General features: G+C 40.8%; 15 protein-coding genes, 1 tRNA gene and 2 pseudogenes. 6 read left to right on the top strand and 12 right to left on the bottom strand.

What is annotated here, in order from left to right; translation table 11 throughout:
* Position 1: 1 nt before the first annotated feature.
* Positions 2–1,393: pseudogene (locus IQ276_RS07940) on the bottom strand (peptide ligase PGM1-related protein); the annotation flags it as partial.
* A 353-nt stretch (positions 1,394–1,746) separates the two neighbouring features.
* On the opposite strand from IQ276_RS07940, the gene IQ276_RS07935 reads away from it, so the two are divergent.
* Positions 1,747–2,004, top strand: coding sequence for a hypothetical protein (locus IQ276_RS07935; protein ID WP_073639585.1), 258 nt, complete (start codon positions 1,747–1,749; stop codon positions 2,002–2,004).
* Positions 2,005–2,086: 82 nt separating this feature from the next.
* Here IQ276_RS07935 and mgtE read toward each other — a convergent pair whose 3' ends face one another.
* Positions 2,087–3,487 (bottom strand): magnesium transporter, encoded by a 1,401-nt coding sequence (gene mgtE / locus IQ276_RS07930; RefSeq protein WP_193919312.1) that lies wholly within the window; start codon positions 3,485–3,487, stop codon positions 2,087–2,089.
* A 1,298-nt stretch (positions 3,488–4,785) separates the two neighbouring features.
* Between mgtE and IQ276_RS07925 the strand changes: the two genes are divergently transcribed.
* On the top strand, positions 4,786–7,839 hold the full coding sequence (locus IQ276_RS07925) for a PA14 domain-containing protein (protein ID WP_235115516.1): 3,054 nt from the start codon (positions 4,786–4,788) through the stop codon (positions 7,837–7,839).
* A 294-nt stretch (positions 7,840–8,133) separates the two neighbouring features.
* On the opposite strand, the gene IQ276_RS07920 is transcribed toward IQ276_RS07925, so the two are convergent.
* From IQ276_RS07920 to IQ276_RS07905, 4 genes are all read right to left on the bottom strand, one after another.
* Positions 8,134–9,684: a mercuric reductase gene (locus tag IQ276_RS07920; protein WP_235115515.1), complete on the bottom strand. Its 1,551-nt coding sequence runs from the start codon at positions 9,682–9,684 to the stop codon at positions 8,134–8,136.
* 361 nt (positions 9,685–10,045) lie between these two features.
* Positions 10,046–10,774: a TVP38/TMEM64 family protein gene (locus tag IQ276_RS07915; RefSeq protein ID WP_193923300.1), complete on the bottom strand. Its 729-nt coding sequence runs from the start codon at positions 10,772–10,774 to the stop codon at positions 10,046–10,048.
* Between the two features lie 46 nt (positions 10,775–10,820).
* Positions 10,821–11,576, bottom strand: coding sequence for a TVP38/TMEM64 family protein (locus tag IQ276_RS07910; RefSeq protein ID WP_193923298.1), 756 nt, complete (start codon positions 11,574–11,576; stop codon positions 10,821–10,823).
* Positions 11,577–11,760: 184 nt separating this feature from the next.
* Positions 11,761–12,471, bottom strand: a complete 711-nt coding sequence (locus IQ276_RS07905) for a TIGR04283 family arsenosugar biosynthesis glycosyltransferase (RefSeq protein ID WP_193923289.1) — start codon at positions 12,469–12,471, stop codon at positions 11,761–11,763.
* 219 nt (positions 12,472–12,690) lie between these two features.
* On the opposite strand from IQ276_RS07905, the gene IQ276_RS07900 reads away from it, so the two are divergent.
* Positions 12,691–13,245, top strand: a complete 555-nt coding sequence (locus IQ276_RS07900) for a TniB family NTP-binding protein (RefSeq protein ID WP_193923283.1) — start codon at positions 12,691–12,693, stop codon at positions 13,243–13,245.
* Here the strand turns inward: IQ276_RS07900 and IQ276_RS40910 are convergent.
* From IQ276_RS40910 to IQ276_RS07870, 5 genes and pseudogenes are all read right to left on the bottom strand, one after another.
* Positions 13,229–14,056, bottom strand: coding sequence for an ISAs1 family transposase (locus IQ276_RS40910; protein WP_373690620.1), 828 nt, complete (start codon positions 14,054–14,056; stop codon positions 13,229–13,231). The two genes, IQ276_RS07900 and IQ276_RS40910, sit on opposite strands and share 17 nt — an antisense overlap.
* Positions 14,057–14,466: 410 nt before the next feature.
* Positions 14,467–14,920, bottom strand: a pseudogene (locus tag IQ276_RS07885) (ISAs1 family transposase); the annotation flags it as partial.
* Between the two features lie 344 nt (positions 14,921–15,264).
* Positions 15,265–15,337: transfer RNA gene (locus tag IQ276_RS07880), tRNA-Ala, on the bottom strand.
* A gap of 24 nt (positions 15,338–15,361) precedes the next feature.
* Entirely contained in the window at positions 15,362–16,090 is a 729-nt protein-coding gene (locus IQ276_RS07875) for an HAD family hydrolase (protein WP_193924869.1), read from the bottom strand.
* On the bottom strand, positions 16,087–16,986 hold the full coding sequence (locus IQ276_RS07870) for a class I SAM-dependent methyltransferase (RefSeq protein WP_193924867.1): 900 nt from the start codon (positions 16,984–16,986) through the stop codon (positions 16,087–16,089). The genes IQ276_RS07875 and IQ276_RS07870 overlap by 4 nt, the downstream gene beginning before the upstream one ends.
* Before the next feature lie 282 nt (positions 16,987–17,268).
* On the opposite strand from IQ276_RS07870, the gene IQ276_RS41370 reads away from it, so the two are divergent.
* A complete protein-coding gene (locus IQ276_RS41370) occupies positions 17,269–19,416 on the top strand; it encodes an intein-containing RctB family protein (RefSeq protein WP_193920584.1) in 2,148 nt (715 codons plus the stop codon).
* A 216-nt stretch (positions 19,417–19,632) separates the two neighbouring features.
* Here the strand turns inward: IQ276_RS41370 and IQ276_RS07860 are convergent, their stop codons facing one another.
* Positions 19,633–20,583, bottom strand: a complete 951-nt coding sequence (locus IQ276_RS07860; RefSeq protein ID WP_193920575.1) for a phosphodiester glycosidase family protein — start codon at positions 20,581–20,583, stop codon at positions 19,633–19,635.
* A gap of 63 nt (positions 20,584–20,646) precedes the next feature.
* Here IQ276_RS07860 and IQ276_RS07855 point away from each other — a divergent pair, with 63 nt between their 5' ends.
* A complete protein-coding gene (locus IQ276_RS07855; RefSeq protein WP_193920573.1) occupies positions 20,647–21,480 on the top strand; it encodes a pentapeptide repeat-containing protein in 834 nt (277 codons plus the stop codon).
* A gap of 336 nt (positions 21,481–21,816) precedes the next feature.
* Positions 21,817–22,629 carry a class I SAM-dependent methyltransferase gene (locus IQ276_RS07850; protein WP_193920571.1) on the top strand — a complete coding sequence of 271 codons (813 nt, stop codon included), beginning with the start codon at positions 21,817–21,819 and terminating at the stop codon, positions 22,627–22,629.
* Positions 22,630–22,632: the final 3 nt, after the last annotated feature.

Below are 22,632 nucleotides of genomic sequence, written 5' to 3'. Positions count from 1 at the left end.
TACCACTATCAAAGTGCAGTCTGTGGTGAGCGATGATATCCATCAAATCATTAGGTAATAATCCCCGATAGCGGTCTTTTTGCAGGTTGTCAGTGGCAATGTAGTATTTTGGACGACCTTGTTGGCTGTAAAATAAGCCTGTGGAAAGGTCATAGCGACCATTTGTTAACAATTTCAGGGTCATGAATGGATGAGTTGTACCGCCTTTACGCAGGTTAATTTCGATCGCCTGAATATCCCACTCTCCATTACCCTTATCAACTGCGATAAAATCTACGCCAAATCGCTCTAAAGCACCTTTCTCGGCTAGCTTTCTGCCAACTTGTAACCCCAATTGCTGTAATTGCAACCGATACCTTTCATCAGCGGGAAAGCTACAACCAAGATAAATTTGACCGTCAGGGCCTCCAAGAATTTGGTCGTGGGTTGAGAGAATTTCGACTTCACCACCGGGCGTAATTCGTCCTTGAACGCTGGGCGATCGCTTAATTTCTCCTTCGACAAATGCTTCCACAATTGCCCCCAATTCCGGAATTCTTAGAGAAAAATTCTCCCAAGTTTCAAGTTTTGCTTGAAAACGCATTGTTGAAAAGCGATCGCTAATTGCTGCTACCCTTTGGGCATGAGTACTTTTACCAGGTGCGACATTCTCAATTGGTCTAAAATCGAGCATTGCATTCCCTTCTCCAGAAATGCCTTCGTTGAGTTTCACCACTACCCTTTGTAATGTTGGTTGGCGTTCCCACAAATCACTAGCGGCTGCTGCTAAATCGCTGTGATGCCAAACTTTTTCGCTACCATCTGGATGGGGTACTCCACTTTCGCTAAAGATTTGCCGACTGCCACTTTTTGTCCCCCAAATCTGTAAATCTGGTGCAGCAGCATACAGTGGTACACCCAATTTTAAAGATAATTCGCCTTCAAAAACCGATGAGTTGTAGCAGATCATGAATGATCTATCAAGCCTTAAAGCTTGATGAATTCGCTCTAGCAACCGGGGGCGTTCTAAAATCTTTTGGCTGAGGGGCTTAAGGGAGGAATCGTAAGTAGAAAGTAGCAGCAAGCGATTGCGAGCATGAGAAAAGGGAATTCCTGGCAAAAGTTGCAGATAATAATCAATAATGCTGGGATGCAGTGGTACTGATGTGACATAAATCAGCCTAGTACGGGGATTCCGCAACCGAATCAACGAAAATAGCAATCTTTCTTCATAATGTTCGCAACCTTCAATTTTTTGGAGTTCGCGCTGGTCAATACTCAGGGAGGGAATAATTAAAATATCAGCTTCGCTATTATCAAATAGCTCGATGGTTTTCCAGCGATCGCGCAGAGTTGATTGCAGATGGCGAAACTTTTCAATCTGCTGTAATTCAGAAACATCCACTGTTGTCATAATCCCTACCTGTCGCAATCCCAAAACTGCTCTACTCTTCTGGTATATTCCAAGTCACTTCGTTGACAAGTCACTCTTTTGAAGATAATTAAATAATATTAATTTTCTTGTTCAAAAGTTGAGTATCTTGAGACATTGGTTTCAGCCAACCAGAGAAACTTGGCAAAAAATGCTAGAAGCTTCTGCGGAAATACCAGCTTAAATTAATATTAACGAAAATAGCAAGTATTATATTACTTATAAATAATTACTCCTAAATCTACCCTAATTTTCCTCCATTGGAGAGATGAGTTAATATTTCAAGATTGCTACTATATCTACCAGCAAACATTTAAGAAATAATAATTATCTCTATGGCATCTCCTACACCATTGCATGGCACAGAATTAGTAGATTGTGCGAGAGCAAATGCCAAACAAGGAATTGAAACTGCTGCTTATCAATGTGGCTATGGTGAAGATCTCAACAAATTTGCACGAGAACTTAGGCAAGCTTGCGAAAAAATGAATTTACAAGTCAAGGAACTTAGCGAATTGATTACTGACCAGGACTTGATATTAGAATTGGGTACTGGCGAAATCATTGCCCCAGATACGGCATCAGAATTGTAAAAGTGAGGAGTGAGGAGTTAGGAGTTAAGAATTAAAAAAATTTGAATTCATAACTCATAATTCATAATTCATAACTCATAACTCATAATTTTAAAATTACCCGTGCCAAATTGAAGTAAATCAAAACGCCGACTACATCAACTGCTGTGGTAATAAATGGTGCTGACATTAATGCTGGATCTAAACGCAGGAAACGAAATAGAAATGGCAGTGCTGAACCGGAGACAGAAGCTAAAATAGAAATAGCTACTAGACTAGTGCCTACAGCGATCGCTACTTCTAATCGTCCTTGCAAAAAGTAAGCCCAGACTGTAGCGATCGTACCTAACATTCCTCCCAATAAAGCACCTGCGATCGCCTCCCGCCCAATTACCTGCAAGGTTCCGAGCGATCGAATTTCATCGGTGTTCATCCCGCGAATTACCACAGTGGAAGACTGGGCGCCCACATTACCACCAGTACCAGTCAGTAAGGGGATAAATGCTGTCAGTGTCACCACTTTTGTTAAGATATCTTCCTGGGACTTAATAATCGTTCCTGTGACGGTATTGGTGATCAGTAAAACCAACAACCATACAACCCGCTTCCGAGCAATTTCTAGTAAATCCATCTGAAAATAGTTGTCGCCCCCGGACTGCACACCACCACCCAAGGCATAAATATCTTCGGTGGTTTCTTGTTGCAGAATATCAATCACATCATCAACAGTGATAATACCTACTAGACGCTGTTCTCGGTCTACCACAGGCACTGCCAAAAAATCATATCTTTGGATTAATCTGGCGACTTCTTCCTGATCTGTATCGGTGTGGACAAACACCACATCACGGGTCATAATTTCGCCAATCATTTGCTCCGGCTGAGATGTCACCAATTCCCGCAACGATACAATTCCCGTTAACCGCCTTGCTGCATCAGTGACATAAAGATAATAAATCATTTCACTGGCATTAGCTAAGTTGCGAATTCGCTCTAGAGCTTGAGATACTGTGAAGTTTTCTTTAAGGGAAATCAACTCTAGGGTCATGATTCGCCCAGCAGTATCAGCTTCATAACCCAATAACAGGGCTGTAGCTTGGCGTTCTGCTGGACTGAGTTGTTCTAGGAGGCGATTAACGACTTTTGCCGGTAATTCATCAAATAATCTCGCTCGGTCATCCGACGACATTTGATCGACGATATCACGAACTTCCTGACTTTTAAGTTCCTCGATTAACCGTTCTTGAACGCTGTAGTCGAGATACTCATAAACCTCGATCGCTTCATCCTTAGAAAGCAAGCGAAAAACCAGAGCGTGCATCGCTTCTGGCAAACCCTCAATTGCTTCGGCAATATCCGCAGGCTGCACAGGTACGAGAATAGCTTTTGCTCCCTGCAAGTCGCCTGCTTCTAGCAGCATTTGCAGCTGAGTCCGTACCAAATCCCGCAATTCCCTGCGTGAGACATTCTGGAGGGTAGAGTTTAAATTGTTTGTCTCAGTCAAAGTTCACTTTCCTCAGCCAGTTTGAACAAGGTTGCTGCCATTAGTCTAGGGGAAAGTGGGGATATGCAACGTCAAAAAGAGTGATTTTTCTAAGTTTGACGTTAATTAAGAATCTTTATCAATTAATTATAATGGACAGCGATCGCTTTCTACCAACAACAAAGCTACTTGAATAGTCGGCAGTCAGCCTGCTACAGCACATTGCTGTATTTTAAAACTGAAATCTCGATAGCGCAGCGTAAAGCCTCTCGTAGAGAAGGCTTTACGCTACGCTATCCGCCAGTCATACAGAAAACATTGCTGTTAGCGGTAGCGGGGCGTTTAGCCCATTCTGACGACTGACGCCTCTATTCTGTTTGATAAAACTTTTTGAAATCTTTAAATATGAGATTATTCTTTATATTGTTTTCATAAAAATTACTATTCATGCGGAGAAAAACATGAGACAGATATGTAGACCACTAATTTTTATTTAAAAATCATCAAAACTTTAATTTACCTTTAAATTTTCATGTATTTGTAAATATTTCAATAAACTTTTACAAAACAGATGGACATAACACGGTAACCTAGTGTCAAATGTGTAATTGATTAATTCTATAAATCCATCACTTAAGTACATATTTGATAAATCAAAATGTAATATACTTACGTATAGGTTTTTTAACCTTGGGCGTTGCTTCGCCTCAAACTCAAATCTAATTGCACATCAAGATTACCAGTTTTCAAAAATGGTAATTTCTTATTCTTCAGTAAACTGACTAAAACTGAATTTTCACACATCAAAACTCAGATAATTTCTAGAAAAAAAACAAAGTTTAACACGGCATATACAACCTTAAATAAATCTTTAATATTTCTGGTAATACATATTTAAATGTATTTTTTAATAGAGATATGGTAAGTTATGTCACTTCATATCGCTTGATTATCATGTTGATAACAAAGGAGAAGAAAAGAACATCTAGGAAAAATTTGTATCAGCGATCAAGTAAAATACTACCAGTATTCATTAATATATTAATAAGCAAATAACGATTAGCTTATAAATATATTTTTGTTAGGGTCATCGAGCATTTTGTTACCAAAAATTCCATTTAAAACTAATACTGAAGCATTGATTCTGGCATTAGTTTTCAGCTAAAACACATTTAAATTGTATGACTAATCATGAGACCTTTCCTTTGTCATTGGTCATCGTTCGCTTGTATTTACAAAGGATAAATGACGGTCTTAAAGAGAGGATATGCAACTTGGATGGAAATTAGCTTAACTTTATCGTGAGGCATATATATCTAATGAATGAATTACAGACTCAAAATCCACTCTCCACAACACCGACAAATTCAGTAATTCCTAATCAATCCTCATCTTTAGAAACGATCAATCAGCCGCAATCGAATTTATCGGCTCGGGCTAGTAACCTGGTTTCTCAAGGAGATGGACTCAAAGCAGAATATTACGACAACATCAACTTCACGGACTTGAAGGTAACTCGCACAGATGCGAAAGTAGACTTTAACTGGGGTCTTGGTTCTCCAGATCCGCTCGTAGGTGCAGAGACCTTCTCAGCGCGTTGGACAGGTCAGGTAGAAGCCAAGTACAGCGAGACTTATAAGTTCTACACCAGTACTGATGATGGTGTACGTTTGTGGGTGAATAATCAACTGCTGATCGATAAGTTCGTCGATCAATCGGCTATAGAACATACTGGTTCCATCACCCTAGTTGCAGGTCAGAAGTACGATATTAAACTTGAGTACTACGATAATAAACATTACGCAGTTTCCAAACTGTCTTGGTCAAGCACTTCTCAGACCAAAGAAATTATTCCCCAATCCCAACTTTATAGTCAGGTGAATCCACCTGCTAGTAATGGCAACGGACTCAAAGCAGAATATTACGACAACATCAACTTCACGGACTTGAAGGTAACTCGCACAGATGCGAAAGTAGACTTTAACTGGGGTCTTGGTTCTCCAGATCCGCTCGTAGGTGCAGAGACCTTCTCAGCGCGTTGGACAGGTCAGGTAGAAGCCAAGTACAGCGAGACTTATAAGTTCTACACCAGTACTGATGATGGTGTGCGCTTGTGGGTGAATAATCAACTGCTGATCGATAAGTTCGTCGATCAATCGGCTATAGAACATACTGGTTCCATCACCCTAGTTGCGGGTCAGAAGTACGATATTAAACTTGAGTACTACGATAATAAACATTACGCAGTTTCCAAACTGTCTTGGTCAAGCACTTCTCAGACCAAAGAAATTATTCCTCAATCCCAACTGTATTCACCAGCCCTTCAAGCCACCATTACCATAGGATCGCCTTCCATAACTGTCAACGAATCCAATGGTAGTGTGTCCATCACTCTGTTGCGAAGTGGTGATTTAAGCGGCATATCTACAGTTAAGTATGCCACCTTTGGTAGTACTGCCACAGCAGGAGTTGACTACGGGAGTGAAGGCACTGAAAGCGCTGGAGTAATTATTTTTGCCTCAGGAGAAAGTAGCAAACAGGTCCTTATTCCGATCAATAATGATTCCTTAGCAGAAACAGATGAAACCTTTAGTTTTGTGATCGATCAGGCAGAGGGAGCAACATTAGGACTCCAAAGAACTATCGGAATTACGATTCAAGATAATGACCGTTCTAGTCTGGACTTCACTCAACCAGTTGTTAACGAGAAAGATGGTTCTGCTACAGTGACAGTTACACGGGGTAACGGTTCAGGGACTGCTAGTGTCAGGTATACAACCGTCGATGGAACTGCTAAAGTTGGATCTGACTACCAGGCTGTATCTGGAACTTTGAACTTTCTAGCCGGAGAAATTACCAAGACGATTTCTATCACCCTTGTAAATGACACCACTGGGGAAACAAATGAAACATTTACTTTGAGGTTCAGTAATGCAGTTGGGCTGACATTAAATAGTCAACAGACAACTATCACTATTACCGATGATGATTCAGGTAGCTTTGCTTTAGAAACGGTGGCTTCTGGTTTAACTCAACCTACAGCTTTTGAATGGAGTCCTGACAATAAACTCATGTTCATTGCCCAGAAAAATGGGGTAGTGCGAGTGTCGAACAACGGCATCTTATCAGCAACGCCATTTATCGATATTTCTGGACAGGTAAATGATACGCGCGATCGCGGTTTGTTAAGCATCGCCGTACATCCAGATTTTGGCAATAGTCCAAATGGTAACAACTATGTTTACCTGTTATTTACCTACGATCCACCAGAAACTAATCCCACGAATTCTAAGAACAATCCCAATAGCACACTGGACAACCCTGACCGGAATGGGAACCGTGGCGCACGACTAATTCGGGTGAAAGCCGATCCTAACACCAATTACACTACTGCGATCGCTGGTAGCGAAGTTGTGCTGCTGGGCAACAATACCACTTGGGAGTATATTAGTAATCCCGATGGCAACAGCACAAATGTTAGCCTTGACTACGCACCATCAGGAATTATTAACAAAGATACTGGTAAGCCCTTTACGAGTATGCAGGATTATTTGAATAATCTTGATAAAGTCCAAAATATCCAGGATTTTATAGCGACTGATAGTGAATCTCACTCAATTGGGACTGTACGCTTTGGAACTGATGGTTCCCTGTTTGTTAGTATTGGCGATGGCACTTCCTACAATGGCGTAGATCCCCGAGCAATTCGCGTCCAGGATATCAATAATCTGTCCGGTAAGATTCTGCGGATTGACCCGATTACTGGTGATGGTCTATCAAGTAATCCGTTCTACAACGGTGACCCCGATAGCAATCGTTCCAAAGTTTATAACTTAGGCTTGCGTAACCCCTTCCGTTTCACGATTGATGAAAAGACCAATACTCCCTATATTGGCGATGTTGGCTTCCAAACTTGGGAAGAAGTAAATGTTGGCACACCAGGAGCGAACTTTGGGTGGCCGTACTTTGAAGGTGGCACGGATTCAGAAGGTAATATCATGAATAGACGACAATATCAGTATGAGCCATTAGATGCAGCGCAAGACTTCTATAATAGTGGCGCAACTGTTACACCACCAACTTACACCTACAGACACACTGGACCTAGTGCGATCATCGTAGGTGACTTTTACAAAGGCAGTACTTTCCCCTCAATATATCAAAATGCTTTATTCATTGCTGATTCAAGTTTAGGAATTATCAATGCTTTGACATTCGATAGTGAAGGCAAATTTGTCGCAGTTCAGCAGTTTGCTTCCAAGGAAGATACACCTAATTTAGGAGTACCTGTACAACTCTCCGTTGGAAGTGATGGCAATTTGTACTACGCAAGCTTGTATTCAGGTCAGATTAATCGCTTCCGACCTGTTTAGCTAAAACCAAAAGAAGCGCAAATTTCAACAGGTCTGAGGTACAGATAATTGTAGGGGCACATGGCTGTGCATTGGTGTCAACTTAACGTAAAACGGGCGGTTAGAAACCGCGTCTACACAAACAAAACCCACCTCCGTGGGTTTCAAACCCTTAATTTGACCTTAGTCCGTGTTCGCGTAGCGTTCCGCAGGAAAGGCGGACTTCGCCTGTGTAGCCGCGAATTCTATTCGCCAAGGCTTAAGTTGACACCCATGATGGCTGCGCCCCTACCGTGTAGTTTTCACTGAGTTTAGTTAAGAGAACTTTGTTACAAATCCCAACAATTTTTTAGTAGTTGATGTCAACAGTGTACGACGATAGGCATCAGCTGCTTTTTTAATTGCTTCGGCTTGAGTGGGATAAGGATGAATCACACTGCTTAATTTACTTAAACCAATTTTATTCACAATTGCTGTGGTTACTTCTGAAATCATTTCGCCGGCGTGAGGGGCGACAATGGTTGCACCGAGAATTTCATCAGAACCTTTTTTATGGTGGATTTTCAAAAATCCTAAGTCTTCACCATCGGCGATCGCTCGGTCTACAATATTAAAAGGAATGGCGATCGTTGTCACTTCAATGCCTAGCTTCTGCGCCTCGTGTTCATACATTCCTACGTGGGCAATTTCTGGGTCAGTATAAGTTACCCAAGGCATTACTAAGCTACTGAGTTTGGTACGTCCTAAGCCAAAGGGGGAAAACAAAGTATTCTTAATCACAATCCGCGCTGCTGCATCAGCAGCATGGGTAAACTTCCACTTCATGCAGATATCCCCAGCCGCAAAGATTTTGGGATTGGTTGTTTGCAGGTAATCATTGATCTTCACACCTTCGCGCTTGTCATATTCTACACCTGCTGCTTCTAAATTTAGACCTTCTACATTCGGGGCACGCCCAGTACCAACTAAAATTTCATCTACTGTCACAGAATCTCGGTGACCATTGGAGGAAAAGTAAAGCCGTTTACCTTCGGTAACTGTTACTACTTCTTCTAATTTGGAATTCAACACGACGCGAATTCCTTCGTTAATCAAAACCCTTTGGAGAATTTTAGCAGCTTCGGCATCTTCTTTATTGAGAATCTGAGAACCGCTATGAAAAAGTACTACCTCAGAACCCAAGCGCCTCAAAGCCTGCGCCAATTCGCAACCAATGGGGCCGCCACCAATTACCGCCAAACGTTCCGGTCGTTGAATCAAAGAAAAAACCGTTTCATTGGTGAGATAACCTGCTTGTTCAAGTCCAGGAATCGCCGGTTGTGCGGCTCTGGCTCCAGTCGCAATTACAGCTTTTTTAAACCGGAGAGTTTTATCGCCAACTTCCACGGTATTTTTACTTGCAAATCGACCGCTACCCAAGAAGACATCGACACCCAAATTTTTAAATCGTTCTGCTGAGTCATTATGGCTGATATCAGCTCTGATGCGGCGCATTCTGGCCATGACTGTGGGAAAATCAACGTCAATATTATGTTGGGGAATATTAACTCCCAAGTTTTTAGCATTCCAAATTTCCCCAACTACACGAGCAGAACGAATCACAGTTTTAGATGGTACACAACCAACATTTAAGCAATCTCCGCCCATGAGATGCTTTTCAATTAATGCTACTTTTAAACCTAAATCCAGACCTGCTGCACCCGCTGCTACTACTAATCCCGCCGTCCCAGCACCAATTACTACCAAGTCGTAAACATCAGCGGGTTGAGGATTGACCCAATTTGGCGGATGGACATAAGATACTAACTTTTGGTTAAATTCATCCATTGGGCGAACAGTGACTCTCTCGAATTCTGAATTAGTCATTGGCGAAACCTCCGTAAAAGGGATTGGGGATTGGGGATTGGGGACTGGGGACTGGGGATTGGGGACTGGGGATTGGGGACTGGGGATTGGGAAGATTTGAATACTGAAGATATAGAGTATCAATAAAGTATGAAATTTGCGCTTCCTCGATCGCTCATCCTGACTTTAAAATGCTTATTATTAAAGAAATACAGAATTTCAACTATTTTGTCAGTTTAAGAATTTACAAATAGTCGTAGTAATTATAGGTTGGATTGAGGAACGTAGCTTGCTTCCCGCAGGGGTAACCCAACATCGATATTGCTACCTTTCCCAATCCCCAGTCCCCAATCCCCAATCCCCAGTCCCTTTTTCATCGAAACTATTTGTTGCTGACTTCTTCTTCTAAAGCTTTGCGGGCAATGCGGGTGATATAAATTGTAACGGCGACTGTGGCAATAAAACCCAAGATCCGGATTGTCCATTGTAAAGTAGGGTTGGTGGGTTGAGCCTGGGTACCAATCATGGCAAGATTACCTGCCAGGGAACCAATATAAACATACATGATGGTTCCGGGAATCATGCCCACGGAACCGATAAAGTAATCTTTGAGGGAAACCCCTGTGATGCCAAAGCCGTAGTTTAATAAATTGAAAGGAAATATCGGCGACAGTCGCGTTAGCAGCACAATTTTTAATCCTTCTCTGCCAACCGCTTGGTCAATGGCGGCAAATTTTTTGTTATCTGCAATTTTACGAGCAACCCAGTCCCTTGCTAAATAACGTCCGACGAGGAAAGCAGCTGTAGCGCCAAGGGTTGCACCAATGAACACGTACAAAGAACCCCAAACTACGCCAAAGATAACGCCAGAACCTAAGGTGAGAATAGAACCTGGGAAAAAAGCGACGGTAGCAATAATGTAAAGTGCAATAAAAGCGATCGCTCCCACTGTACCAAGACTATCAATCCACTGCAACGCGTCCCGTAAAATTGCTTGGGGATTAAAAGAATTTGTATTCACAGATTCTTGTGCTAAGGCAAACTCTGTATTTAACAAAAAACCAAAACCAACTACCAGCAATATTAATCCAATCAATCTAAAACTCCTCATTCTCTCTGCGCCTCTGCGTCTCTGGGTGAAAAAAACATCATAATTATTACTCTACCGATGAATCTGGTTTCTCTAAATGACTTATTTCTGCTATTGCCACACTTTGAGCTAAAGCTTTCTGAGCAATTTTTGTAATATAAACAGTCACAGCAACGGTAGCAATTAACCCAACTATTCGCATTACCCATTGCCAGATTTGAGTTTCTGGAGTAATTGGTTGATGAGATGTGTTAATCATGGCAATATTCCCAGCTAAAGAACCAATATAAACGTACATCACAGTGCCAGGAATAATACCAAAAGAACCTAATATATAATCTTTGAGAGAAACTTGTGTGACTCCGAAAGCATAATTCAATAAATTGAAGGGAAACACGGGAGATAGACGAGTTAACAAGACAATTTTCCACCCTTCTTTCGCAACTGCTAAATCAATTGCTTTAAATTTAGGATGTTTGTCCATTTGTTGGCAAACCCAATTCTGCGACATGTAGCGCCCAATCACAAAAGCTAAGGTAGCTCCAATTATGGCAGCAATTAGTACATATATTGATCCCCAAAATACTCCAAACAAACAACCACCTTTGAGAGTTAACAGAGAACCCGGTATAAACAATAATGTTGCTAAGTTATAAATGACTATGTAGGCAATGGGACCGAAGATGCCAAGACTCTCAACCCAAATGATTAAGGTGTGTAAAAGTCCCTGAAAGTTAAACTGTTTAGCTGCAATTATGAGAGTCACAACCAAGCAACTTAACAGTAGTAGTTTGAGTTTGGAATTTAATAAGTGCTTCTTCATTTGACCTTCTGAGGTTCAACTTTGAAATTTATACCAATTCAATGAATGATTGCAACACATCATTTGTAGAAACGCGATTCATCGCGTCTCTACAAATGATGTATTTGTCGCGTTCTTTTTTTCCAATTGGTATTACACGGCGAATCCAATGCCACTAAGATATACTACCGACATGAGAAACAGCTTAAATCCTCTTAAATTTTTCTCCGCGATACCAGTGACGAATTTGTTCAGGTGACACACCGAGGAAATAAGCAATAATTACTATTTGATTGAGTAGCGTAGTTTTGAACACTCCCTTTTGCAACCATCTACGGGCTGAGGTAACAACTGGTGTCGAGATAATTGTAATACGTCCCTTCGCTTTTAGACGACGGATGAGTTCAAAGTCTTCCATGATGGGCAATTCAGGAAAACCGCCAATTTGTTGAAATACTGGTTTGGTGAGGAAAATCGCTTGGTCACCGTATGGCATTTGGCAAAAATGCGATCGCCACTTTACACCCAACTCTACCCATCTTAAACTCAAAAGCGATGCATCAATCCGCAAGTTAAATGCACCAGCCACAGTTCTAGATTGTTGTAGGGCTGTGCAAATCATCTCATCAAACCCAGCAGGTAAACGGGTATCTGCATGGAGAAACAACAGAATCTCGCCGCTAGCTGCTACAGCACCAGTGTTCATTTGCACAGCACGACCGGGAGATGAGGAGATAACTTTGACACCTAAAGATTGGGCTATTGCCGCAGTATCATCGCTAGAGCCACCATCTACGACAATAACTTCTATATTTGTACTGATTTGAGTGGTAGTAATAGCTTCTTTGATATTTCCTGCTTCATTAATAGCTGGAATAATAATAGAAATTTTGGCTGCGTTAATATTCTGACTCATGATTGCTGAGTTTTATTTTCCGGTTGGTCAGGAAATGAACACTCTACTGTTACCTTAAGATTACTTTCAGCCATGCCTTTAGTACGGAAAATGTGGTAAATTTTTTGTAGAAGTGTCCATTAAATAATTATTGTCCAATTTAAATAATTATTGTCATGTTTGCATTGAAGAGTCGCAATCGCCAAAAGACCTAACCAAACGGATCTATATTGCTCCATTATGGAAGAAATAGGTCATCCCCTTGCTCATGTTGGAACACTGCGAGATTTGCGAGCGCGTGCATGGGGAACTCTTAAAGGATACGGTGTCAAAATAGTCAGCATTACCAATGATGACTATTTAACGTTAGAAGCCTTTAATGAGCTAATCGATGTTTTTATAAAAATGCGAATCCCCGTTATTTTAGTTGGGACTTACTATCTAGGCGATAATATTCTTGAACGGAAAAGTCTCCCATACGTGCGTGTTCATGACTCATTTTTAGAATCATACGAGTTTCCTAATTTAACTAAAAAAGAAATAATTGAGGTTGTGGACGACTGGGAAGAAAAATTTCTGCTAGAAAACCGTCGATTAAATCTTACTCAAATTGATAGTGCAATTTCTTATTTGGAACATAAATTCCCAGGTCTGATTGAGCCTTTGTATGATTTACTTCGCAAAATTGCAATACTGAAAATTGATGAACCGAATTTTAAACTGAATCAACACGATTTAACCCAAAGTTTCGGTAGACGTAAAGAACCAAGAGTTAAATTTAATAAGAAAAGCTAAAATGTATTCTTTGGTTAAATACCAACATCATTCCCTGTTTTATGGCTTTGTATTTATCGCGCTTTTGTTCTAAGCCTTCGATTTCTGCGTCCATGTCGCTGAGGATTTGCGCGATCGCTTTTTGTTCTGGAATCGTAGGGAGGACAACAGATAAAAAGCTCAAAACTTTGGCATTGATAATTGCCATAGTTCCGCCATGCGATGTTTCACTCAACAACTTTTGCGTAGCAGAACTTATAAGCCAATATTGTAAAAAGTATGGATATACCCAGTTAGGATCTAAAGACAAACGAAGTAATCGAGGATTAATTATTCCTCGCTCAATATTATAGGGAACAACTATAACTTTTCCAAAAGTACCAACAAGACTAATCAATATATCATTTGCAGCTCGATTCGATTTTTGGCGATTACTGCGTTTCAAAGATTGTTCTCGATTCAAACCATTAAGAGCAATGCGTCGTAGTAAGGCAAGGTTTTGCGGTGCATGTCCTGTACGAACACGACAAGCATCTTCGCTAAAAGTTACATCTAGGGTCCAATGCAATCCATTTTCAACGCCCCAATGGAGGCGGATAGCCCTCCCCAGTTTACAAGCATCACTCTCCAAACTAGTTAAATAAAACTGAACTTCGCGGGTAGTTTTATTCCAAAGATGTCTGACCCGCACCACCATGACAACGGTTTGAAGCCCTACCCAATCGCCTTGATTATATAGAGGTGGCAGTTGGCAAACCGGAACGCTCCAGCAGAAGCGCTTTTCAGTACGATGATGCCCTTTTTCTACCCGTTGGTCATAGCTTACGGTTATGCCGTCAAGAAGAGGAAAAGGGGCAGGGAGCAGGGGGAAGACCGAGACAGAGCTTGGACTCCGCCCCGTATAAGCGTCCTTCTAGGACGGGGCTTGTACCCATGTTCCGCTCCGCTCCACGCAGGAGGCAAGGGCTTGTTCCCCCTGCTCCCTGCTCCCTTCCCCCCCGCCTCTTCGGTCAAACTGATCCGCGAGCGCTTGCTCAAACCAAGTTTTGACCTGCCCATGAAGTGTTGGGTGGTTGGCTTTAAGTGCTAATATATAATCAGCTTTGGCGTTGTATATTTGATATCATGTTCGCCTAATTAGTTATAATTTCCGCATCTTTTGAAAAATCAGGAAACCCTCTTTCCCCCTGCTCCCTGCTCCCTGCCCCCTGCTGTCTTAATGATAAGTCTTTAACCGAACACGATATGAGCTGCAATTGCAGTTTGCGTACCCATTGCATCAATTGTAATGATGCATCCTGCCAGACCGAGCAGCTCTAATAGAGCGGGAATTGCGGTAATTTCATTGGATTTATCAGCCACCTTTACTTGCCCCAAGACAAGGCGATGCTCACTTGCCCATGCGCTGACTAAATGCAAAGCTGACTTATTCTGTTCCCTATCGTAGGAACCTTTAAGGGTCTTGCCGTCGATGGGAATGACTTGCGCCCCAACTGTTTCAACTATCGACTGTACCCATCTCTGAAAACAACGCTCAAATACTTTGGGGTCAATACGTTCAAATACTTGTCTAAAGGTGTCCGGACAAGGGATGCCATTTGGTAGAGCTAAAAATTCCCCTAACCAATCAATTTTGCACGGGCCCATAGTTTTCCATGTCCTCCCATCCCTGACCCCCTGCGATCGCACATAAAACGCAGCTATTTTATAGTAATGGAGCCTCTGCTTGGGTGAAAACAGCAAAAGAAGAGGTTATATATTTTTGTAACTAAACTGCGAATAAAGCGCTTTAAAGCTACTCTTGTAATGTAAGAGCCTTTGGCTTGCTATAACCTGTTAAATTAGAGAATATATATTTGACCAAGTTTTACAGATTGATTTTGGACAATAATTCTTTAAAACTGGTTTCAATTCTGGACAATAATTCTTTAAAACTGATTTGATTGTTGAAAGCCTTGAAAATGCGTAACTTATGCCGCTGAACTTCGTAAAATGGGACATTAATTCTTTAAAACTGACAATAATTATTTAATGTACATATGGAGAATAGGGAACTCGAATCCCTGACCTCTGCGGTGCGATCGCAGCGCTCTACCAACTGAGCTAATTCCCCTTAATCAATTCACCAATAAATATTTTAACATTCAGTTACCGATGCCTGAGGTTGTTTTTCGGAATAAACTTTCTGCACCCGTTCGAGTTCTAAATCACTGAGGTAATCAACAGTCCAGTTACAGCAGCGCTGAAGCATGTGGAAGGGGTAAGTATTCGCTACACCCACGACTTGCATGTGCGATCGCTTTGCTGCTTCAATACCAGCTGGTGTATCTTCAATTGCTAGACACTCTTGGGGTTGAAGATTTAATTCGGGGTATTCTTCATTCAACTTTTTCACTGCCAGTAGATAACCATCGGGTTCTGGTTTACTGGTAGTGATGTCATCACCCGCTACGATAATTTTAAAATGTTCAGCCAGTTTAGCTCGATTGAGTACCAATTCTATTTCTTTGCGAATAGCACCACTGACTAATCCTAGTTTGAGATTGCGCGATCGCACTTGAAATATCAAGTCTTCTACACCTGGATATAAAGGCAGTTTCTCAATTTTCTCTAGTTCTAGCGCATAAGCTTGGGCTTTGCGGTGCAGCAACTGAGTTAAATATTTTTCCGTAACTACCCTACCACGATTAGCGAGTAGTTGCCCAAAACAAGCGCGATCGCTACGTCCTAAAGAAGCTTGACGCTCATTGACCCGCTGGGGTTGGAGATTTTCTTGAATGAGAATCTCATCTATCAGTTGCAGGTGGATTGGCTCATCGTTAATGATGACACCATTAAAATCAAAGAGAACTGCCTTTAAACTCATGTGATTATGCCAAATGCTGGCGATCCAAGTCCCTCCAAATTATTATTATCTATTGTGGTGTCTATTGATGTTGCAGAGTATTGGCGGACATTTTCGCTGGTTATCGGTTTAATGCCGCTAGTTACCTGATTTATCCACCAGACATCTTGAGTTCGCACCGCTTCAAACCCTGCTGCACCCATATTCGCATCGACATTACCATTGGCATACTCACGAATATATGGTTCTTCAAAAAGGTCGTTGAGCCATTCTAATTGACGCAGAGTCTTTTGATTACCATCTTGAATTAACACTTGTCCTCCAGTTACCAGCAACCGGAAGCTTTCCCGCAAAATTGCTACCGACACTGCATCTGGTATTTCGTGAAATAGTAAAGAAGCTGTCACCAAATCAAAAGAAGCATCACTCAAACCAGTTTTCTCAGCATTCCCGTGTCGCCAGACTATATCTAAACCCGCAGTTCGGCTTTTATCTTCTGCCCTTACCAACATATAAGGTGATAAATCCAAACCAATAACTTCGGCTTCCGGGAAGGCCTGCTTTAACATTAAAGTAGTGGAACCGGTGCCGCAACCTAAATCAAGTATGCGTCGTGGTTTTACTTTGATAGCATCAATTAAAGCCTGACGAATAATAGTTTCGTTAGGTGGCAGAACATATTGGGTTATGGGGTCGTAACTAACCGCTGCATCGGAAGTGAGATATCCGCCTGCAATCCCGTGAAAGTTTTGACTGCTGTAGTACGCTGGAATTATCACATCATCTCGTCGAAAGCGATCGCTTTCTTTCTCCCAGTCAATACTATTAGAGTAACGCCGCAACTCATCTTCATCAATGAAAAAACGCGCTACAGGTGATAAAAAACGTTCCCAGATTGTATCTTGACGTACTGCCATAGGTATTGTGTCAGAAGTGTAAAGACTGTTTTAATCAGAGTTATTTTCTTTACAAATTTTAATACATCTTTTCTGCTTGTGGCGATCGGTTGAGGCTCAAAACAGCATTGTACTATATTTGTAGTATATAATTTTTGTAGGCTGGATACTGAGGATTGGTTATTCACCCTCATCTCCCTCATCTCCCTCATCTCCCTCATCCCCCACTCCCCACTCCCTTTAATTCCCGATGCCAAATTCCCAATCTAAAATCTAAAATTAAAAATCCAAAATAAAAAAATTATGCCCTACGAAAAGTTAGAAATTACCACACCAGCACCCGTTTTATCTTGGGCGAATCACCCTTTGGGGCCAGAAGAAACCAAAATGGCAAAGAATGTTGCATCGCTGCCATTTGTATTTAAGCACGTAGCCTTGATGCCAGATGTCCACTTAGGTAAAGGTGCTTTAGTTGGTTCTGTAATTGCCACCAAAGAAGCGATTATACCTGCTGCGATCGGAGTGGATATTGGCTGCTTTGTCGGCGATACTCTTATTCCTCTAGTCGATGGTAAATTATATTCCATCAAGGATTTAGCTGAATGTAATGAAGAGTTTATAGTCTACTCTTGCACTTCCACTGGAAAAGTGGTAGCAGCTAAGGCAAAAGCAAGGTTAACTAGACGTAATGCCCCTCTTTTAAAAGTGATTCTGGACAATGGTGAAGAAATTATCTGCACCCCCGATCACCAATTTATGCTGCGGGATGGAAACTATGAGGAAGCACAACATCTTCAATCTGGAACATCCTTAATGCCGTTCTACTCAAAAACTGACAAAGATGGTTATACCTTAATCGCTCAACCCTACTCAGGTAGATGGCAAAAAGCACATTGGATTATTGCTAGATCGGGTTTGCTGGGAAAGGTTGCCAAATTTGAAGGGCAAAGAACAGTTATTCATCATCAAAATTTTAATGAATCAGATAACCGACCTGAGAATTTAAAATTCATTGGCGATCGCGACCATTCTGCTTATCATCGTAGCTTAGTTGAACATAACCAACACTGGCAATCTCCAGAGTTTGAAAAGAAACGACTAGCAGCACTTGCTAGAAAAGCAGCAACACCAGAAGGATATGAATACTATGCTGCAAGAGGAACTCAACATATCCTGAATTATATGCAGCAACAGTCAGAACACTTTAGACAAGCGGTTGCTGGTAATGGTGAGCGTGGTAAGCATTATTTAGTGACGTACAACCAAAGTGATAAAGGTAGAGCGAAATCTCAGGAAATTGCTAACAGGTTCTATACCTGTGATATTTGTAATGCACAAGTCAAGACTCCAATTGGTTTACACAATCATCGGAAAAAAGAACATCAGTGTAATCACAAAGTTGTAGCCGTTCTGTCTTTAGACTATACACAAGATGTTTATTGCCTGACAGTACCTGAATATCACAACTTTGCTTTGAAAGCAGGTGTCTTCGTTCACAACTGTGGCATGATGGCAATGAAAACACCATTTACTGCCCAACAATTAGAAGGTAAACTCAAAAAAATCCGCTTGGATATTGAAGCAGCAATTCCTACTGGATTCAACGAAAATAAAGACGTTGAAAAATCAGTCACTAACTGGCAACGCTGGAATGATTTTAAAGACTTGCATCGCGGTGTGCAAGACCTCCAAGGCAAAGCCATGAAACAGATGGGTTCTCTGGGTGGAGGAAATCATTTTATTGAAGTGTGCCTCGATACCGAGAACCAAGTTTGGTTAATGCTGCATTCTGGTTCGCGCAACATCGGCAATAAATTAGCCCAATCGCACATTCACACAGCCAGAGAATTAGCAAAGATGGCAGGTAATAAATTGCCTGACCCTGATTTGGCTCATTTTGTCGCTGGAACGCCAGAATTCCAAGCATACTGGAATGATTTGCAGTGGGCGCAAGACTATGCGCGTGTCAACCGCGATGTCATGATGGCGCGTTTTAAGCACATAGTCGAGAAGCATCTGGCAGGTGGAAAGGCAACTAAACCTTTATTGCAGGTGAATTGTCATCACAATTACGCCGAAAAAGAAGTGCATTTTGACGAAGATGTGTACGTTACTCGTAAAGGTGCAGTCCGCGCCCAAACAGAAGACTATGGCATTATTCCTGGTTCAATGGGGGCAAAGTCTTTCATTGTCAAGGGTAAAGGTAATGCTCACAGTTTCTGCTCTTGCTCTCACGGTGCTGGTCGTTTGTTGTCTAGAAATAAGGCAAAAAATGTCTACACTCTTGATGATTTGATTGAGCAAACTCAAGGGGTAGAATGCCGCAAAGATGAGGGTGTATTAGATGAAATACCTGGTGCTTACAAACCGATAGAACAAGTGATGGAAAATCAAGCGGATTTGGTCGAAGTTGTAGCAACCCTCAAGCAAGTTATGTGTGTGAAAGGATAAATTAGCTAGGTGGGTAATGCCCACCTTTTTTATTTTTTAAACCCAGAGTTACGCCTATGCCAAAACGAGTAGGGGATATACAGCAGATTTTAAGTTGGTGAAAGTACACAAGCTCAGTCTCAAAGCCATGTATAAAGACTGTTTTACTTCTGTTAGCGCAGCGGGGCGTAGCCCATTTTGACTCCTGAATTCTGAATTCTGCTGTAATTACCCACTCTAAAATTTATCTATATAAAATCCCAGGTGGTTGGCAACTGGGCGCTCACGCATTGGTATTTTAGTATGGATGGGAGCGTTTAAAATTCTTGGACTCCCCTGTTTTTCTGGGTTTGCAACTACTAATGTAGTAGAACCTCCTCCGTCGAGATTTATCGCTGTGTAGACACCTAATTTTGTCAGGAATTTTGCTAATTCGCTTTTAGTAAATCCTTCGCTGTACAGTGGTTGCTTTCCATCTACCAAAACTAACCATAATTTTTTGCCTTCTTTGTCGGTAGCTGCAACAACTCTCGAATATGGTTTGTCTTTTTGGAAATTTGCAGAACTATTAGTTTTTGGTTTTCCCTGAAAAACTAATAGTTCATTTCCTGCCAGTCCTTGAATAGTATTTTTTGGACATTCTTCACTGCCTGGAATTTGGGCTTGGTTGTTGTTACTAAAGCATAAAACATACCTGCCTGATTTTTTGCTGGAGTAGATTTTACTATTGGAAATAGTTTGTCCTGATACTTTTGTATTATTCCCACTATGGGGATAATAACTCCACGGTGTTATTTCCCTAAAAGGATAAAAATAGCTACCGTTTATTGCGAGTTGAACTTGAAATTCCTGAACAAATTCTGATGTTGTTCTCGCTCTGGTTTCATTGTCGATAATTGCTTGAGAACTGACTGCGAGATTTTTTGGTAATTTTTCAATATCAGGAGTCACAAACGGTTTGATTCCCGGTGTCATTAAATCAATTGTAACGATATGAATGATTGCAGGACGGGGATTTGACTCTACCAAACGCTGATAAACAATTCCACGAAATAATTCTAGTTTTTTTTCGGTGCGGGGTGGACGATGAAAATGACTCCCATTATACATTAATATCGGTAAACATAAGAAAATAGTTCCGGCAATAAAAGAATAATTATTTATTTTTGTAAAAAATCGTCGCTGCATTGCGGAATTTGCTCATTTATTAGTAATTGGAGATTGACTTAATTTTAGCCAAAACTAAAAAAAATGAATAGTGATGACCTCGATTTTTGTAACCAAAATTTGCGAAATCGCTCATTTACAGGACTCCAACTTAATGATGCAAATTTTAGCGGTGCTGATGTGCGTGGATGTAACTTTTGTAATTCACAATTACAAAGAGCTAATTTTGTCAGAGCTAAATTTGGTCAGTCACCTAGAGTCTTTATTAGTTTACGAATCACCGCATTCATTGTCTTATTGGTCGTTTTTCCAGCAATTAGTGAGATGGGATTTGGTGTACTGGGAAATACACCAGAAATACCAGCATGGTCATACACTCAAGCTCTAGTTGCGAGCTTGGCAATTTCTGGACTAGGTACAGGTTTGAGAAGAATTTTTCCAGAAAAATCAAAATTAGAAAATATAATGACAACTATATCAGGTGTGGCTTCAGCAGCATTAATTGGTTTTTATTATGGTGGTATTATTCAAAATAATAATCCCCAGGTTGCTGTAATATCAGCCTTCATCGCATCCATCTTTGGAGCAATTGTATGTTTGATTTTTAGGAATGGTTTGATGCGGGTAACTGTTGCAGTTGCGGGTTTTATATGTAGTTATGGTTTAGCTTTTTTAATTAGTAGCGTCGCATTTGCATATTTGAGTACCCAAAATTATCTTTTCGGTAGTATTTGGGGTATTTTAACTTTGATTTTACTTGCTTTGACAATGCGATCGCTAAATTTAGCTATCCAAGAAATCACTACCACTGGTATCACCAAATTCAGGGGTGCAAATTTAGAGAATGCTAGATTTGACTCAGATTTAAATCAAAAAGCAGTTGATTTTACTGGTGCGATTGCACGCAACACACCTTAACTTAATCTCCCAGAATACAAAATACTACAGGACAAATCTGTTATGCAGTTTCTGAATACCTTGATAACCTTTATCCCTCAAGCACTCTATCTCTTCTCTGTGGCAAGTAAATAACAATAACGTTTTTAGTGTTTCTAGAGAGATATACACCTTAGCTTACAAAGGGGGCAAAAACCTCTTCAAAGTCTTCCTTTTTAAGGAGTATTTAGGAGGAACTACAACGAGATAAATTTTGCTGTTTTGCAAGATTTAAACATTTAGAGAGCAAGTTTTCATAAGACAAAAGTCTCAGTCGCAACTTATTCTCATACTAAACTAGTCAAAATCGAGGATATTATGCCAAATAACCAATACGAGCAACAGTATAAGAAAAAAGTAATTGATTTCTTTGATAGCAGGACTACCTACGACAACGATCGCACAATTGATCGCGCTCTCCCTTTACTAGATTTAGTTCCACTGCAAAAGGGACAAAAAGTATTGGATATGGCAACAGGTACAGGTATCATTGCCATTGCATCTGTACAAATTATCGGTTCTGAAGGAAAAGTAATTGGAGTGGATTTTTCTTCAGGGATGTTAGCTCAAGCACAACAAAAAATTGAAGAATTAGGCTTACAAAATATTCAACTAATTGAAGCTGATGCTGAATATATTGACTTTAATGATGAGAGTTTTGATGTAATTCTTTGTTCTACAGCGATAGTATATTTTAAAGATATTCCTGCTGCTCTACGTAAATGGTATCGTTACCTCAAACCAGGAGGAATTGTCGGTTTTTCTTGCTGCTCTGAAGAATCTTGTGGAGCGCCACTTATTATTGAAATTTGTAGCAAACATGGCATTCCACTGACAAGTATCAATGAGCCAACGGGTACACCTGAAAAATGTCATCACATGCTTGCAGAAGCTGGTTTTGAAAATATTGAAGTGAAGATCCAACAACTAGGTTACTACCGCAATCTAGACCAAGCTAGAGAATGGAATGGAGGATGGTTTCACCCTAGAGAAAATCCTTTATTAGAGGTTTCATCAGAGCAAATGGCAGAATTAAAAGTAGAATATCGTCAAAAAATTGAAGCAGAAGCAACCGAGCAAGGATCTTGGTATGAAAATCTGACTTTTTTTGTAACTGGTCAAAAGGTTTAGAGC

This window comes from Desmonostoc muscorum LEGE 12446 (assembly GCF_015207005.2).
GTDB lineage: Bacteria > Cyanobacteriota > Cyanobacteriia > Cyanobacteriales > Nostocaceae > Nostoc > Nostoc muscorum.
The sequence above is the reverse complement of the archived record's forward strand: the minus strand, read 5'-3'. Positions and strand labels throughout refer to the sequence as shown.

Bases quoted from the DNA above. Each gene is read 5' to 3' on its own strand.
- IQ276_RS07925 (WP_235115516.1), top strand. From the start codon at position 4,786: ATGAATGAATTACAGACTCAAAATCCACTCTCCACAACACCGACAAAT.
- IQ276_RS07900 (WP_193923283.1), top strand. From the start codon at position 12,691: ATGGAAGAAATAGGTCATCCCCTTGCTCATGTTGGAACACTGCGAGAT.
- IQ276_RS07855 (WP_193920573.1), top strand. From the start codon at position 20,647: ATGAATAGTGATGACCTCGATTTTTGTAACCAAAATTTGCGAAATCGC.
- IQ276_RS07875 (WP_193924869.1), bottom strand. From the start codon at position 16,090: ATGAGTTTAAAGGCAGTTCTCTTTGATTTTAATGGTGTCATCATTAAC.
- IQ276_RS07905 (WP_193923289.1), bottom strand. From the start codon at position 12,471: ATGAGTCAGAATATTAACGCAGCCAAAATTTCTATTATTATTCCAGCT.
- IQ276_RS41370 (WP_193920584.1), top strand. From the start codon at position 17,269: ATGCCCTACGAAAAGTTAGAAATTACCACACCAGCACCCGTTTTATCT.
- IQ276_RS07870 (WP_193924867.1), bottom strand. From the start codon at position 16,986: ATGGCAGTACGTCAAGATACAATCTGGGAACGTTTTTTATCACCTGTA.
- IQ276_RS07850 (WP_193920571.1), top strand. From the start codon at position 21,817: ATGCCAAATAACCAATACGAGCAACAGTATAAGAAAAAAGTAATTGAT.
- IQ276_RS07920 (WP_235115515.1), bottom strand. From the start codon at position 9,684: ATGACTAATTCAGAATTCGAGAGAGTCACTGTTCGCCCAATGGATGAA.
- IQ276_RS07860 (WP_193920575.1), bottom strand. From the start codon at position 20,583: ATGCAGCGACGATTTTTTACAAAAATAAATAATTATTCTTTTATTGCC.
- IQ276_RS07915 (WP_193923300.1), bottom strand. From the start codon at position 10,774: ATGAGGAGTTTTAGATTGATTGGATTAATATTGCTGGTAGTTGGTTTT.
- IQ276_RS07910 (WP_193923298.1), bottom strand. From the start codon at position 11,576: ATGAAGAAGCACTTATTAAATTCCAAACTCAAACTACTACTGTTAAGT.
- IQ276_RS07935 (WP_073639585.1), top strand. From the start codon at position 1,747: ATGGCATCTCCTACACCATTGCATGGCACAGAATTAGTAGATTGTGCG.